We start from the raw sequence: 14720 nt of genomic DNA, 5'->3' as shown, positions 1-14720 counted from the left end.
TCTCCGCCCCGCTCCAGCCCGGCCGGCGCCCGTGCCGCGCGCACAGCAATCAGCCGCCTAACGTCAGAGAAGGGGTACGTCGTGGCTGGGGCGGTCGGCTCCGCGATTTTAGGCAGCCACTTTGGCGCGAGCCTCGAAGATCATGGCCCCAACGTCGTGCTTTACCGGGCAGGTCCACAGACTGCCCGACGCGCCGCAAGCTTACGGGGCCATGATCACTCGCGCCAAAGCAGCTCCAGCCCAAAATCGCTCCGCCGCCCTCACGTCCATGGCATGCCGCGTTAGTCCGTGTCTAGCGCTTCTCGAACGGCCTGCCGAAAGGTCGCCCGAGGGGCTTGAATCGCCTCCATAGCGGCATCGAATCTCTCGGCGAATCCAGACAGACCGCGCTGTCGACCAGCCTGCAATGCGTCACGCCAGGCCGTCCCCGCAGAGTCCAGCTCGAACATGGCATCGATCAGAGGCTCTGCCGCATGAGTCACTTGCCGAGGCCCGGCGACAGACACCGCAGCTACAGCAGTGTTGAACTCTGTCCATAGCTCGTGAGCGCGAAGGAACCGTTCCTCCCTTAGATCTCCGTCACCACCGCCGGATCGCAAGGTGTCACCGGCAACCCACCAACCGGCCGAGAGTCGTTCGCAGCAGTCCAGTAGTGACGTATACGCCTGGCGTCGCATGTCATCGCGCCAACGGGCCCGTTCTGCGCGTCGTTGCTGGCGCTGGCCAAGCAGGGTGAACCAACTGGCCCCCAGTCCGCCTACCGCACCCACTGCTGCACCGAGTACTGCCGCAATCCCCGCATCCACGGCTGTCCATTAGATCGCCGGAAGTGGACTTCCACAAGATCACACGATGGCTCAGCCCAGCCGTTCGAGACGAAGAAGTCGTGCACCACAACCGCACCAGATCGAGCGGGGAATAGCGGGGAATCACGGTGAAAGCACACTGGCCCGACAAAGCCATGGCACAGCCGTTCGTACAGGTCAGCGCCCCAACCGGCCCCCAAATGCTCACAGCTTCCCAAGCTGATGGCGCCCTCCGAGGGAGATCGTCCGTCGGCGCCTGCCCTGCCCGTTCCACCAGCAAGGCCAGCCTGTCAGTACGGTGTGAGAGCCTCCGGGCATGACCTACGACTTGGCTGTGTGGGAGGGCGAGCGCCCGGCGGACGACAAAGCGGCCGGACGAGCCTTCACGGACCTCTATGACCGCTACGTCGACACGGAGGAGGAGCATCCTCCGACCGAGCGCATAGCGGCTTACGTTGCCTCGCTCCTGGACCGGTGGTGTGACCTGACCGAGGACGAGGAGGACACCTCCCCTTGGTCGACGGGGCCGTTGATCGGAGAGGCAAGCGACCCGCTTGTCTACTTCCCGATGCGCTGGAGCATGGCTGAGGAAGCCTCTGCCTACGCGGCGGCCCTTGCGGACTCAATGGGTCTGGTCTGCTTCGACCCTCAACAGAACCGGCTCAGGCCCTGAAGCTGGGGCATGCTCCCGTCTCAGTTTCCGTCTCATTCAGCGCCGTTCACGGCCGTTCAGACGAGACTGGGTGCGGTCCCCGCTCCCACGGCCAACCGCCCATGAACGCAGGTGAACCGCACTGTTCGAGACGCCCGGGTGCACCACCACAGTTGAAAAGCGTGCCCTACGGGCGGCGCGCTCGACGTGCTGCCCCGCGTGCGCCCGGATCGCCTGATGCCGCCAACCATGCGCCCTGCCATGCGTAGGCCAGGTGCCCCAGGCTGGATACCCAGACTCAAGACGGACCAGTGGGGGGAGGGACCGTGGGTGAGTGGAAGCAGGGGAAGTGCGGTTGGCCGACGGACCGAGGCAGCTGCCGCAACAAGACGATGAAAGGCACGTCGCGTTGCTACCGCCATCAAGGTGACTGGACGAAGCGCGGCCAAGCCGAGCTGAAGAAGAAGGCGAGCAAGCGCCGCAAGAAGTAGGCCGGACTCGCGGGGTGAGTGTCTAACTGCGTGACAAAACCGACGAACATCGGCGGACGAGCGCGGACGGCTGCGGACCATCAGCGCAGGTGAGCGGCAGACCAGTCCAGGGCCAAGGCCCCTTCCAAGTTACTTCGGGACGAAGAGGTCAGCGCCGGCCACTGCGCGCGCCGATGGATCGAGCGGCGGTGGTCCAACAGGTAGGTTGACCGTGGCCGTTCAGAACACAGTGACTGGCTTGGGGGACTCCGTGGACGAGGACGAAATCAGACGCGCGGTAGCGCGAGGGATGCAGGACTACGAGAAGTCCCGCCCGAAGCCCAAGGGGATCGTCGCGGAGGCGGAGAGCGCCATAGGCGGTTGCGTAGCGTTGTTCTTCGTGGCCTTGGTGATCCTGGGCATCGTCGTTGCCTGCAGCAGGTGACGCGCTTTCCCGGCACGTACCTCGGTGCGATACCTGGGCCGTCCCTGGGCCGTCCGAGGTCAACCGACGCCAACCGACAATGACAGAAGCCCACGGCTCCGACCTGGTCGGAGCCGTGGGCTTCGTCAGTCCCGCTGGTCGGCGAGACCCTTGATCAGTAGACCGGCTTGTGCGGCTCGATCTGGTTGACCCAGCCGATCACGCCGCCGCCCACGTGGACGGCGTCGGCGAAGCCCGCGGACTTCAGGACCGCGAGGACTTCCGCACTGCGGACACCCGTCTTGCAATGCAGGACGATCTTCCTGTCCTGCGGGAGGCCCTCCAGGGCACTGCCCATGAGGAACTCGTTCTTCGGGATCAGCTTGGCACCCGGGATGGAGACGATCTCGTACTCGTTCGGCTCGCGGACGTCGATGATCTCGATGTTCTCGCCGTCGTCGATCCACTCCTTGAGCTGCTTCGGAGTGATCGTGGAGCCGGCGGCCGCCGCCTGGGCCTCCTCGGACACGACGCCGCAGAAGGCCTCGTAGTCGATGAGTTCGGTGACGGTCGGGTTCTCGCCGCAGACCGCGCAGTTGGGGTCCTTGCGGACCTTGACCGTGCGGTACTGCATCTCCAGGGCGTCGTAGATCATCAGCCGGCCGACCAGCGGCTCGCCGATGCCCGCCAGGAGCTTGATGGCCTCGTTGACCTGGATGGAGCCGATGGACGCGCACAGCACGCCCAGGACGCCGCCCTCGGCGCAGGAGGGGACCATGCCGGGGGGCGGGGGCTCCGGGTAGAGGCAGCGGTAGCAGGGGCCGTGCTCGGACCAGAAGACGGAGGCCTGGCCGTCGAAGCGGTAGATCGAGCCCCACACGTACGGCTTGTTCAGCAGCACGCAGGCGTCGTTGACCAGGTAGCGGGTCGCGAAGTTGTCGGTGCCGTCGACGATCAGGTCGTACTGGCTGAAGATGTCCATCACGTTGTCGGCCTCGAGCCGCTCCTCGTGAAGGATCACGTTCACGTACGGGTTGATGCCCTTGACGGTGTCACGGGCGGACTCGGCCTTGGAGCGACCGATGTCGGACTGGCTGTGGATGATCTGACGCTGCAGGTTCGACTCGTCGACCTCGTCGAACTCCACGATGCCGAGGGTGCCCACGCCCGCGGCGGCCAGGTACATCAGCGCCGGCGAGCCCAGGCCGCCGGCGCCGACACAGAGCACCTTGGCGTTCTTCAGCCGCTTCTGCCCGTCCATGCCCACGTCGGGGATGATCAGGTGGCGGGAGTACCGGCGGACCTCGTCTACGGTGAGCTCAGAAGCTGGCTCGACCAGGGGTGGCAACGACACGGGGACTCCGTTGGTCGGTCAATCACTACAGTTGTTCTCCCCGTAACACTGCCACGGGCTTCTTCATTCCGAGACACCTGTTCCGATGCGCGAGACGATGTCGTCCCAGTAGCCGGGCATCGTCTCCCACGGGTCGGCGCGGCCGCCGCGGTCCGTGCGGTCGGTGATGTAGATCGTCGCGGCTCCCTGCCAGCGGGCGATGCGCAGCGCCTCGTCCAGGTGGCCGCGGGGTACGCCGTGCACCAAGTGGCAGAAGCGGTCCGGCGGATAGTCGGCGGTCCACTCGGCGACCTGCGACCAGCGGTAGTCGGACCAGGGGCCGGAGAAGGTCACCAGCTGGTCGGCGTTCTCCGCGTAGCCGGGGTGCGGATGGCTGCCGTGGCCGAGGACGATGTGGGTCGTGTCACTGATCGCCCGGAGGGTGGTGACCGCCCGACGGACCTCGGGGAGCGCGGTCCGCTCGGTGGGGCAGCGGTCCAGCAGGAAGCCGTCGACGCGGTACCAGTCGAGGTGGCGGTGGGCGTCGCCGAGCAGGTCGGCGAAGGGGCGGGCGCCGTAGGTGGTGTCCAGGTGGCCGAGGACGCGGACGCCGGCGGCCCGCAGCCGGGCCACGGCTTCCAGGCAGTGCGGGTCGGGCCGGGTGCCGGGCCCCGCGGACACGTTGAGGACCACCCAGTCCAGCGGGGTGCCCGGGCGGGCGAGTTCCGCCCACTGGGCGGGGGCGACGAGCGGGTGGGCGTAGCCGGGAATGCCGAGGGCGGTGCGCAGGCCCGTGCTCGTGGCGCCCGTGGTGGTGCTGGTCAGATGCGGCATGCCGCCTCCATCCAGATGTCGGCCAGGGATTCTTCGAGGTTGATGCGGGGCCGCCAGCCGAGCCGGTCCCGCGCGGTGCGCACGTCGGCCTGCTGCCAGCTGCCGCAGCCGTCCGGGTACGGGTACGCGACCGGGGCCGCGTGGTCGGACTCGCCGCGGGGGTGGCCGATGGCGCCGCGCAGCGGGCCGGGCGGGGCGTCGAGTTCGTGCAGGGCGCCGCCGTATCCGGCGACCCGGGCGAGGACGGCGGCGGCGTCGCGGAGGCGGACGGCGCGGCCGGAGCCGATGTTGATGACGCCCTGCGCGGCGGAGAGCGAGGCGGCGTGCACGGCGCGCGCGACGTCGCGTACGTCGACGAAGTCGCGCTGGACGCCGAGCCCGCCGAGTTTGAGTTCGCCGTCTCCGGACTGCATGGCGCGGCGCATGGCCTCGGCGAGCCGGCCCAGCGGGGAGCCGGCCGGGGTGCCGGGGCCCGCCGGGGAGAAGACGCGGAGCACGACGGCGTCAAGGCCCGAGCCGAGGACCAGTTCGGTCGCGGCGAGCTTGCTGACGCCGTACGGGCCACCGGGGCGGGGCACCGCGTCCTCGGCCGTGGAGGAGCCGGGCTGGCTGGGGCCGTACTCCGAGCCGCAGCCGATCTGCACCAGGCGGGCACCGCAGCCGCTGCGGCGCAGGGCCTCACAGACGGTGGCGACGGCGACGGTGTTGTGCCGGGTGAGTTCGCGGGCGCCGCCGCGGGTGGCGCCGGCGCAATTGACGACGACTCCGGGGTGGACCGCGTCGAGGAAGCGGGTGAGCGCGCCCGGGCTGCCGGTGGCGAGGTCGAAGCGGACGTCGGCGTCGTCGCCGCGGCCGAGCGCGGTGAGCTGGACGGCCGGGTCGGCGAGCAGGCGGTCGGCGACGAAGCGGCCGATGTATCCGTTGGCTCCGATCAGCAGGACCCTCATCGGGCGCCTCCCGCGGGGTGCGCGCCGGCGGCACCGGCCGTGGCGAGGGCACCGGTGGCCGCGGGCGCTCCGGCGGCTCCGGGGGCCCCGGACGCTCCGGGTCGGGAGGTGGTCATCTGGTGTTCTCCTTCGAAGGGGTGACGCGGGTGCCTGCGGCGGTGGGCCGGTGGCGGAAGGTTCACTCGGGGGCTCACTCCGTGGCTCCCGTGGGCGCGTGGGCCGAGGCCTGGGTGAGCGTGCGGCCGGCGTGGAACAGCAGGGCCAGGGCCACGGCGCCGCAGGCGAGGGCCGGAACGACGGCGGCGCCCGAGGCGTTCACGAGGGTCCGGACGGGGGCCGCCAGGACGGCGCAGCCGGGCAGCCGGCCGGCCAGCGGCAGGGCGAGGGCCACCGCCTCCGTGACCGCGGCGGCGCCCAGCGCGAGGACCGGGGCGCGCCGGTGGTGGTGCACGGCGAGCAGCCGGGCGAGCAGGAGCAGGGCGCCCAGGGTGAGGGCCTGCGGGTAACCCGCGGGTTCGCGCAGGGCCGTGCCGCACAGCAGGAGCAGTGCGGTGAGCGCGCCCAGGAACAGGGCGAACGTGCCGAACAGCAGCGGTCTGGCGGCGGCCGTGAAGTCCTCCAGGCCCCGGCTGCCGGCGAGCCTGCGGCGGGCGCCCGCGCTGAGCAGGTGGGCGCACCAGGCCGCCGGGGCGCAGGCCAGCGTGAGGGCCAGGACGGGCACGACGGCCGTGGGCCATGGGCCGTCCGGGGCGCCTGTCGGGAGGGCGTCGGGGCCGCCGCTCAGGACGGCGTCGAGCAGACCGTCGCCGAGGAGTGCGTACCCGAGCAGCCAGAGCGTCCACACGCGCGTGCCGCTCGCCGAGCGCCACGCGGAGATGCCCGGCGGGCCTGCGAGGGGGTCTCGGCGCAGCACCGCGCGCGTGGCGGTGCCGACGGCGAGGAGACCGGCGACGGCGGCGAGCAGACGGAAGTCGCCGTGGGTGAGCCGCAGTCCGGCCGCTGTCGCCGCGCCCAGGGTGCCCGGCAGGAGCGTGAGCAGGACCCAGCGGGCCCGGACGCGCGGTACGGGCAGGGGCTCGGGCCCGGGGCGCGCCTCACCGCTGCCGCGTGGCACGCGCGCGTACAACTCCTCGGCCAGCGAGAAGACATCACGGTGGCGGAACCGGGCGGCGGTCCGGTCGGTGATGCCGTGGGCCTCCAGCCCGGCGGCGATCTCCAACGGGTCCACGGCCCGCTCACACAGCTCGCGGTGCCGGTGCAGCAGGGCCTTCACGGGGTCGGCGGCTCCCCGCCGGGGCGCGGCGCGCACGGACGCGGCGGGAGCGCTCCCGGAGGCCGCCGCAGCAGCGGGTCCATCGCCCGCCGCCTGCGCGCTTTTCTCCCCTGCCCGCTCTCCTCCTGCCCCCTCCCCTCCCGTTCCTGTCCGTTCCCCTCCTGCTCCTGTCCGTCCTGCCCCGAACCACTCCCCCGACCGCGCGTCCCACGGCTCGGCGCCGCTCGGCATTCCGGGCAGGTCCGGGCCGCTGAGCCCGTCCCCGCTGCCGCCGTGGCCGTCGTCCCGTACGTCCATCACGCCCCCTCCGCAGCCGCCAGTGGTGTCGCGCGGACCGGTGCGGTCGTGGCCCAGCCGGGGACGGTCCGGGGCAGGACGCGGGCCGTGGGGCCGGTCCAGCGGCCGGGGACGTGGGACTCGGCGGGGGTGGCGAACGGCAGGGGCTCGCCGGCCTCGTCGAGGACGACCCGGCGCACCGGGCAGTGCGAGACGATCTGCAAATAGATGCTGTGAAATGCCGCGATGTTCTGCTCGACGGTGAACAGTTCGAGCGCGCGGGCGCGCGCGGCGGCGCCGAGGCGCTCACGGCGCTCGGGGTCGTGCAGCAGCGCCACAGCGGCCTCGGCGAGCGCCCGTGGATTGCGCGGGGGCACGACCAGTCCCGTGCCGCCGATGACCTCCACCACGGCGCCGACGTCCGTGGACACCGTGGCCCGGCCGCACAGCATGGCCTCGACGAGGCTGATCGGGAAGCCCTCCACGACGCTGGACAGCACGACGACCGCGCCGGCGGCGTACGCCTCGGGCAGGGTCGGGGCCTCGGGGCCGCCGATCTCCTCGAAGGAGACGGGGTTGTCGCCGACGGCGTGCACGCCCTCCGCCTCGTCCGGGAAGAGCTGGGCGGCGAGCGCCCGGCAGTGGCCGAGGTAGGCCTCGCTCTCGGGGCCGGAGGGCGCGCCGACGATCCGCAGGCGCGCCTTGGGCTCCTCCTTGCGGACCTCGGCGAAGGCGTGCAGCAGCGAGATCAGGTCCTTGGCGGGGTCGACGCGCCCGACCCAGACCAGGGTGTCGGGGTCGGCGCGGTCGGGGGCCTCGCCGACCTCCGCGAAGCGGGTGGCGTCCATGCCCGGGTGGACCGTGCGGATCCTGGCCCGGTCGGCGCCGCACCGTTCCTGCCAGCGGCGGGCGTGGGCGTTGCCGGGGGTGAGGATCTCGGCGCGCCGGTAGACCTCGGCGGCGAGCCGGCCGTGGAAGGCGCCGAGCAGCGCGCGTACGGCGGGGGCGGCGGCGTCGGGGCCGAGGGCCAGGTAGTGCGAGCGGAGCTGCACGCCGTACTCGGTGACGAGCAGCGGTACGCCGCAGAAGTGCCGGGCGAGCAGTCCGGGAAGTGCGGCGGGACCGCCGGCGGTGGCGTGGCAGAGGTCGGCCGCGCCGAGGCCGTCGTCGCCGTACCAGTCGAGGGAGAGGGGGCGCAGGGCGCGTTCGAGGTGCGCGGTGACGGTGAGCAGGTCGGGGACGCGCGCCTCGCGCGCCGTGCGCAGCGCGCCGGGGGCGCGGCAGGCGCGCTCCAGGGTGCGCACGGCGGCGTCCGAGCGCAGGGCGCCGACCAGCCCGCCCTCCTCGCGGGCGAGTTCGGCGAGTCCGTACAGCGCGCTGCCGAAACGGTCCGCCAGAGCGGCGGACGCATCCCCGGCGCCATCGCCCGCCGCGCCGTCGCACGCGCCCTCGTTCCCCGGGGCGGCTCCGGTGCACACGGCCCCGACGAGCTCCCCGTAGCACTCGGCGAAACGCCGGCGCGCGCGCCGCCCGTAGGCGACCCCGTCATCGTCGGCCGTCCAGAGCGGCGCCGAACGCACCCGGCTGACCTGCGGCGGAAGCGGGACCCAGCCCTCGTCCTCCTGCTGCCGGCTGCGGCTGAGCGCGTAGAGGTCGAACTCGTGCTGCTCGAGCCCGCGCACGAGCCGGTCGCACCAGAGTCCGGCGTCACCGCTCACATACGGATAGCCACCTTCCGTAAGCAGTCCGATGCGCACGTGTGCACCCCCGATCTCCCGTCTGGGGAGCCGCCGTTGTCCCGGCGGCTCGCAGCGGGACGAACGTAAGCGGACAAGGCGGTGGCGCGACGGACGGTTGTCCATCGCGCCACCAAAAGGGGTGAACGGTCGTAACTTTCGCGTGCGGGTCGCGTTCCGTCGCGCTAAGGGTTCAGAGCGTCATCGCGTGTGCACGAAACGTTACGCCACGGCCGGTTCGCGCCGGGCCGCGCGCCGCTGGGCCGCGAGCTCCGGATCGAGCGCGGGTACGGCGGCCAGGAGCTGCTGGGTGTACGGCTCGCGCGGGCTGTCGTACACCTCGTCGGCGGGGCCGTGCTCGACGACCCGACCGCGCCGCATCACCGCGACCCGGTCGCTGACCTGCCGTACGACCGCGAGGTCGTGGGCGATGAAGACCAGCGCGAGGCCGAGTTCCCGCTGGAGTTCGCCGAGCAGCTCGACCACCTGGGCCTGGGTGGTGACGTCGAGCGCGGAGACGGGCTCGTCACAGACGATGACACGCGGTTCCGCGGCGAGCGCCCGGGCGATGCCGATGCGCTGGCGCTGGCCGCCGCTGAACTCGTGCGGGTAGCGGTCGTAGTGCGCCTTTTCGAGCCCCACGCGCTCCAGCAGTTCCGTCACGCGCCCCCGGATGCGCGCCTCGGATCGTTCGCCACGCGCGCGTAGCGGGTCGGCGATGGACTCGCCCACGCTGCGGCGCGGGTTGAGCGAGGAGACCGGGTCCTGGAAGACCATCTGGACGGCCGGGTTCACCGTGGCGTGCGGGCGCCCCTCGTAGCGGATCGCGCCGGCGGTCGGCTCCAGCAGCCCGACCAGCATCCGGCCGAGTGTGGTCTTGCCGCTGCCGCTCTCGCCGACCACGCCGAGGGTCTCGCCGCGGCGGACGGTCAGCGAGACGTCGTCCACGGCCGTGAACGCCCGCTTGCCGCGGCCGAACTCACGCCGCAGACCGGTGGCCTCCAGCACGACCTCGTCGATGGCCTCGGAGCCGGCACGGCGCGCGTCCACGCGCGGGACGGCGTCGAGCAGTTCGCGGGTGTACGCCTCGCCCGGCGCCGCGAGGACGGTGCCCACGGGGCCGCGCTCGACGGCGCGGCCGTGCCGCATGACGAGGATGTCGTCCACGCTCTCGGCGGCGACGCCCACGTCGTGGGTGACGAGCAGCAGTCCCATGCCGGTCTCCTCGCGCAGCGTGTGCAGCAGGTCGAGGATCTGGGCCTGGACGGTGACGTCGAGGGCCGTGGTCGGCTCGTCGGCGATCAGCAGGTCCGGCTCGCAGGCGAGGGCCATGGCGATCAGGGCGCGCTGGCGCATGCCGCCGCTGAACTCGTGCGGCCGGGACCGGGACCGCCGTACCGCGTCCGGAATTCCCACCCGCTCCAGCACCTCGACGGCACGCGCGCGTGCGGTACGACGCGACACGCGCGTGTGCACGTGGTAGACCTCGGCGATCTGGTCGCCGATCGCGTAGTACGGGTCGAGCGAGGACAGCGGGTCCTGGAAGACCATGGCGGCCTTGGCGCCGCGCAGCCCCCGCAGTTCCTCGTCGGAGGCGTCCTGGACGTCGGTACCGGCCACCCGGACCGCGCCGGTGACCCGCGCCCCGGTGCCCCGGTGCAGGCCCAGCAGGGCACCCGCGACCGTGGACTTGCCGGAGCCGGACTCGCCGACGAGGGCCAGGGCGGCGCCCTTCGCCAGGCTGAAGGAGAGTCCGTCGACGGCCCGCAGGGAGCCGAACTCGACGGTCAGGTCCGTCACTTCCACGAGGCTCATGCGAGCACCACCCGTCGGTCGGCCACCGCGTACAGCACGTCCGCGACGGCGTTGGCGATGACCACGAAGAAACCGGTGACCAGGACCATGCCGACGACCACCGGCAGGTCCACGACCTTCACCGCGTGCACCAGCTCCTGGCCGATGCCGGGCAGGCCGAAGAGCGTCTCGGTGAGGACGGCGCCGCCGACGGCCGAGCCGAAGGTCACCGCGTTGAGCGCGATGACGGACGCGGTCGCGCCGCGCAACGCGTGCCGGGCGATGATCGCGCGCTCTCCGACGCCGTACGCGCGGAAGGTGCGGATGTGGTCCTCGGCCAGCGTCTCGAGCATCGACGCGCGCGTGAGGCGGGCGAAGTTGGCCGCCTCGATGAGGGCGAGGGAGAGCCAGGGCAGCAGCAGGTTCCACGCCCACTGCTCGGGGTCGTCGGTGAAATTGACGTACTCCGGGAAGGGCAGGAGCTGGAGTTCGCCGCAGACGACGATCATCAGGACCAGGCCGATGACGAAGACGGGCGTGGCGACGCCCGCGAGCGTGATCGCGGTCAGGGCGCGCTCGCTGAAGCGGCCGCGCCGCCAGGCGGAGAGCACGCCGGTGCCGACGCCCAGCAGCAGCCAGATCACCATCGCGCCGAGCACCAGCGAGAAACTGACCGGCAGCTTGGTCAGGATGATGTCGGTGACCTGCTGGTCGTTCTGGTACGACTCACCGAGGCAGGGCGCCGAGCAGTGCTCCACGCCGGTGCCGGTCGAGAAGTCCTGGCCCACGAAGATGCCCTGCAGGAAGTGCCAGTAGCGCACGTACAGCGGGTCGTCGAGGTGCAGCTGCTGGGCGACCTGGTGGACCTGTTCCGGGGAGCAGCGCGGGCCGCAGGTGATCTGGGCGACGTTGCCGGGGGTGACGTAGAAGACGACGTAGATGATCACCGAGAGCGCGAACAGGGTGACCACGGCGCCGATGACGCGCCGCAGGACGAATCCGGTGAGACCGCTCATGCCCGGTCCTCCTTCTGCGCAGCGGCCGCGTCCGGCGTGCCCGTTGCCGGTACGGCCGTCTCGGCGCGGGCCTCCCGCTTGCGGCCGGTGCCGATGCGCAGGCGCGAGGCCGCGCGCGGGTCGAGGGCGACACGCACGCCGTCGCCGAGGATCGTCAGCGCGAACACGGTCACGAACAGGGCGGCGGCGGGCAGCAGCAGGTACTGCGGCGCGGCCTGGTACCAGACGTCGGCCGAGGTGAGCATCTGTCCCCATGAGGGCGTCGGCGGCTTCACCCCGACGCCGAGGAAGGACAGGGCCGCCTCGGCGCTGATGTTCTGCGGGATCAGCAGCGCGGAGTACGTGATGACGGGTGCGGCGAGGCCCGGGAGGAGTTCGCGTACGGCGGTGCGCCAGGTGCTCCAGCCGCTGAGCCGGGACGCGGCGACGTAGTCGAGGTTCTTCAGGGTGAGGGTCTGGGCGCGGACCATCTTCGCCGTCGTGCTCCAGCCGGAGACCAGGGCGATGATGAGGGCGACGAGCACGGGCCGCGGGAAGCTGTTGGGCACGATGGCGAGCAGCGCGAGCGCCATGATCATCAGCGGCATCGAGACGAAGATGTCGGTGATCCGGCTGAGAATCAGGTCGACATAGCGGTTGCCCAGGCCGGAGGCCACGCCCATGGCGATGCCGAGGATGACCTGCACCACCGTGGCCGCCAGCGCGACACCCAACGACACGCGGGCCCCGTAGACGAGCCGGGCGAACATGTCGCGTCCGGTCTGCGGTTCGACGCCCAGCCAGTGGTCGGCGCTGATGCCGCCGAAGGAGCCGATGGGCACGCCCCCGCGCGCGGAGTCGATCAGGGTCGGGTGGTACGTGGTGGGGTCCTGGCCCTCCAGGGCGGTGAGCAGCGGCGCGGCGAGCGCGACCAGGACGAGCAGCGCGACGACGGCCGCGGCGACCAGGGCGGCGCGCTGCGCCCGCAGCCGCCGCCAGAACTGACGTGCCCCCGAGACCGCCGGGACGGAAGCGTCCGTCCCGGCGGTCTCGACGGCGACAAGTGCCTCGCTCACGGCGCTACTTCACCGCGACCTGGGAGATGTCGAGGACGCCGGTCCAGTCGCTGATGACGATGTTCTTGACGTCCTTGCCGTACAGGCGCTTGTAGACGGGGTGGAACAGCGGCACGACAAGGGCCTGCTCGCCGATCTTCTTGTCCAGTGCACCCCATCGCTTGGCGGCAGCGTCAAGGTCGGTCAACTTGTTGATCGCGTCAATCTCGTCATTGACCGACTTGTCATTGAGCAGGCCCGTGTTGAAGTTCGCGCCGTCCTTGACGATCTGCCGACCGTCGAAGATCGGGGCGAGGAAGGGACCGCCGGAGGGCCAGTCGGCACCCCAGTGGGCGAGGAAGAAGCCGGGCTCGCTCTTGACGCTGTGGATCTTGTCCTTGTAGTCGTTCAGCTCCAGGCCCTGGAGCTTGACCGTGATGCCGGCCTTCTTGAGCGCGTCCTGGATGGCGGTCGCGAGTTCCGGGCTGGTCTCGAAGTCCTTGGCGTTGGAGTGGGTCAGCGTCACCGTGAGACCGCTCTTGTAACCGGCCTGCGCGAGCAGTTCCTCGGCCTTGGCCGCGTTGCCGGACGCGCCGGCCGGGAACGGGTCGTACGGCGTGTAGCCGAAGGACTTCTGGTTGGGCAGGAAGGTGGTGGCGGGCTCGGCGAGCGCGCTGCCGCCGGCCGCGTTGACCACCGAGGAACGGTCGATGGCGTACGCGATCGCCTGGCGCACCTTGGGGTTGTCGAACGGCTTCACGGTCGGGTTGAACGCGATGTAGTTCGTGTAGCCGAAGTGACCGGTGCCCACACGCGCGGCGAGTTCCTTGTCGCCGGTGACCTTGGCGAGTTCGGCCGGGCCGAGGTTGGTGTCCGTGGTGACGGCCGCGGCGTCCGCTCCCTGAGACGCGGACAGCCGCTGGTTGATCACGGAGGAGTCGAGGCCGGAGCGGACGTCGATGGTGTCCGGGTACGCCTTGCGCTGGTCGTCGACGGCCGTCGACCAGTACGTGTTGCGCTCCAGAACCATGTGCTCGCCGTCGTTCTCGTTCTTGACGACCCGGTACGGGCCGGACGAGACCGGGTGCTCCTCGTACTTGGTGCCGGTGTCCTTGCTCTTGGGCACCGGGGTGAACTGCGTCTGCGTGGCGAGGAAGGGGAACTCGCCCTCGGGCTTGTTCAGGTGGAAGACGATGGTCCGGGCGTCCGGCGTCTCGATCGCCGAGAGGCCCTTCTTGTCCTTGTACGGCCCCTGGTAGTCGGCCGCGCCGACCAGCCAGTCACGCAGGTAGGGGGCCCCGCCGGACAGCTCGGGGGCGAAGGAGCGCTCGATGCCGTACTTGATGTCGGCCGAGGTGATCGGCGTGCCGTCCTCGTACTTCAGGCCCTGCTTGAGGGTGTACGTCCACACGGTCGCGTCCTTGCTGGGGCGTCCGGTGTCGGTGGCGAGGTCGGGGACGACCTTGGCGCCGGCCGCGCCGTTCTCGCGGTTGCGGGTGGTGAGAGTGCGGAAGACGAGCGAGGGGACGTTGCCGCCGCCGGAGGTGTAGAGGCGGGCGGGGTCGAAGTCGCTCTGCGGCTCGGCGTTCAGCACCGTCAGGGTGCCGCCCTTGTGCGGGGTGGAGTCGCCACCGGAGCCCTTGGCATCGCTGTCCTTCGGGCCGCAGGCGGCGGCGCCCGCTGCCACGACCAGGCTGACGGATGCCGCTGCCACGCGGCGCGCTATGACGGACGGTTGACGCATCGGAATGACGACCTCTCGGGGTGCTGTCGAGACGTTCTCGACGAGGGGACTTCTCAGCGGGAGATGTCCCGACGGGGTTCTCGACGGTGGAGTTCTCGAATGGTGAGACATGCGGACGAGGAATGAGACGACTGCGAGCAGACGTCGGCCCCGGCGCCGGGTCGGCGAAAAGGCCCGTGACAGGGTCACGGACGCGAAGGGAAAGAAGGGTCGCGACGCGAGCGCCAGGGCGGCGGCGTCAGCGACAGTGGATGTCGGCCACGCAGAGTGCGGTCACGCCGATGAGCGCCAGCTCGATGGCGGCGCTTTCGGAGACGACGTGACTAGACCACATGCGCAGAAATATGAACGACCTTGCGACTCATGTCAATGTGACATCAG

Annotated in this window: 12 protein-coding genes; 2 read left to right on the top strand and 10 right to left on the bottom strand. The window is 71.2% G+C overall.

Features of this window, described 5'->3' with window-relative positions:
- The first annotated feature begins 1122 nt into the window (after window positions 1-1122).
- The gene (locus ACH47Z_RS12310) at window positions 1123-1479 is read left to right on the top strand and encodes a hypothetical protein (protein ID WP_399073146.1); all 357 of its coding nucleotides are present in this window, start codon (window positions 1123-1125) and stop codon (window positions 1477-1479) included.
- A gap of 681 nt (window positions 1480-2160) precedes the next feature.
- Window positions 2161-2373, top strand: coding sequence for a hypothetical protein (locus ACH47Z_RS12305; protein WP_399073145.1), 213 nt, complete (start codon window positions 2161-2163; stop codon window positions 2371-2373).
- Window positions 2374-2527: 154 nt separating this feature from the next.
- Here ACH47Z_RS12305 and moeZ read toward each other — a convergent pair whose 3' ends face one another.
- The 10 genes from moeZ to ACH47Z_RS12255 form a co-directional block, all read right to left on the bottom strand.
- Complete coding sequence (gene moeZ / locus ACH47Z_RS12300) at window positions 2528-3706, bottom strand: adenylyltransferase/sulfurtransferase MoeZ (protein WP_399073144.1); 1179 nt, start codon at window positions 3704-3706, stop codon at window positions 2528-2530.
- Window positions 3707-3769: 63 nt separating this feature from the next.
- Entirely contained in the window at window positions 3770-4519 is a 750-nt protein-coding gene (locus ACH47Z_RS12295) for a spherulation-specific family 4 protein (RefSeq protein ID WP_399073143.1), read from the bottom strand.
- A complete protein-coding gene (locus tag ACH47Z_RS12290; RefSeq protein WP_399073142.1) occupies window positions 4507-5466 on the bottom strand; it encodes an NAD-dependent epimerase/dehydratase family protein in 960 nt (319 codons plus the stop codon). The genes ACH47Z_RS12295 and ACH47Z_RS12290 overlap by 13 nt, the downstream gene beginning before the upstream one ends.
- Before the next feature lie 190 nt (window positions 5467-5656).
- Window positions 5657-6739, bottom strand: a complete 1083-nt coding sequence (locus ACH47Z_RS12285) for a hypothetical protein (RefSeq protein ID WP_399073406.1) — start codon at window positions 6737-6739, stop codon at window positions 5657-5659.
- A gap of 296 nt (window positions 6740-7035) precedes the next feature.
- Window positions 7036-8733: a glycosyltransferase gene (locus tag ACH47Z_RS12280; RefSeq protein WP_399073141.1), complete on the bottom strand. Its 1698-nt coding sequence runs from the start codon at window positions 8731-8733 to the stop codon at window positions 7036-7038.
- Between the two features lie 240 nt (window positions 8734-8973).
- Window positions 8974-10566, bottom strand: a complete 1593-nt coding sequence (locus ACH47Z_RS12275; protein ID WP_399073140.1) for a dipeptide ABC transporter ATP-binding protein — start codon at window positions 10564-10566, stop codon at window positions 8974-8976.
- On the bottom strand, window positions 10563-11561 hold the full coding sequence (locus ACH47Z_RS12270) for an ABC transporter permease (protein WP_399073138.1): 999 nt from the start codon (window positions 11559-11561) through the stop codon (window positions 10563-10565). The genes ACH47Z_RS12275 and ACH47Z_RS12270 overlap by 4 nt, the downstream gene beginning before the upstream one ends.
- Complete coding sequence (locus ACH47Z_RS12265; RefSeq protein WP_399073137.1) at window positions 11558-12616, bottom strand: ABC transporter permease; 1059 nt, start codon at window positions 12614-12616, stop codon at window positions 11558-11560. The genes ACH47Z_RS12270 and ACH47Z_RS12265 overlap by 4 nt, the downstream gene beginning before the upstream one ends.
- A 4-nt stretch (window positions 12617-12620) precedes the next feature.
- Complete coding sequence (locus ACH47Z_RS12260; RefSeq protein ID WP_399073135.1) at window positions 12621-14339, bottom strand: ABC transporter substrate-binding protein; 1719 nt, start codon at window positions 14337-14339, stop codon at window positions 12621-12623.
- 238 nt (window positions 14340-14577) lie between these two features.
- Window positions 14578-14673 carry an Ms4533A family Cys-rich leader peptide gene (locus ACH47Z_RS12255; RefSeq protein WP_399073134.1) on the bottom strand — a complete coding sequence of 32 codons (96 nt, stop codon included), beginning with the start codon at window positions 14671-14673 and terminating at the stop codon, window positions 14578-14580.
- Window positions 14674-14720: the final 47 nt, after the last annotated feature.

It is taken from the genome of Streptomyces sp. NPDC020192 (assembly GCF_044388685.1).
GTDB lineage: Bacteria > Actinomycetota > Actinomycetes > Streptomycetales > Streptomycetaceae > Streptomyces.
The sequence above is the reverse complement of the archived record's forward strand: the minus strand, read 5'-3'. Positions and strand labels throughout refer to the sequence as shown.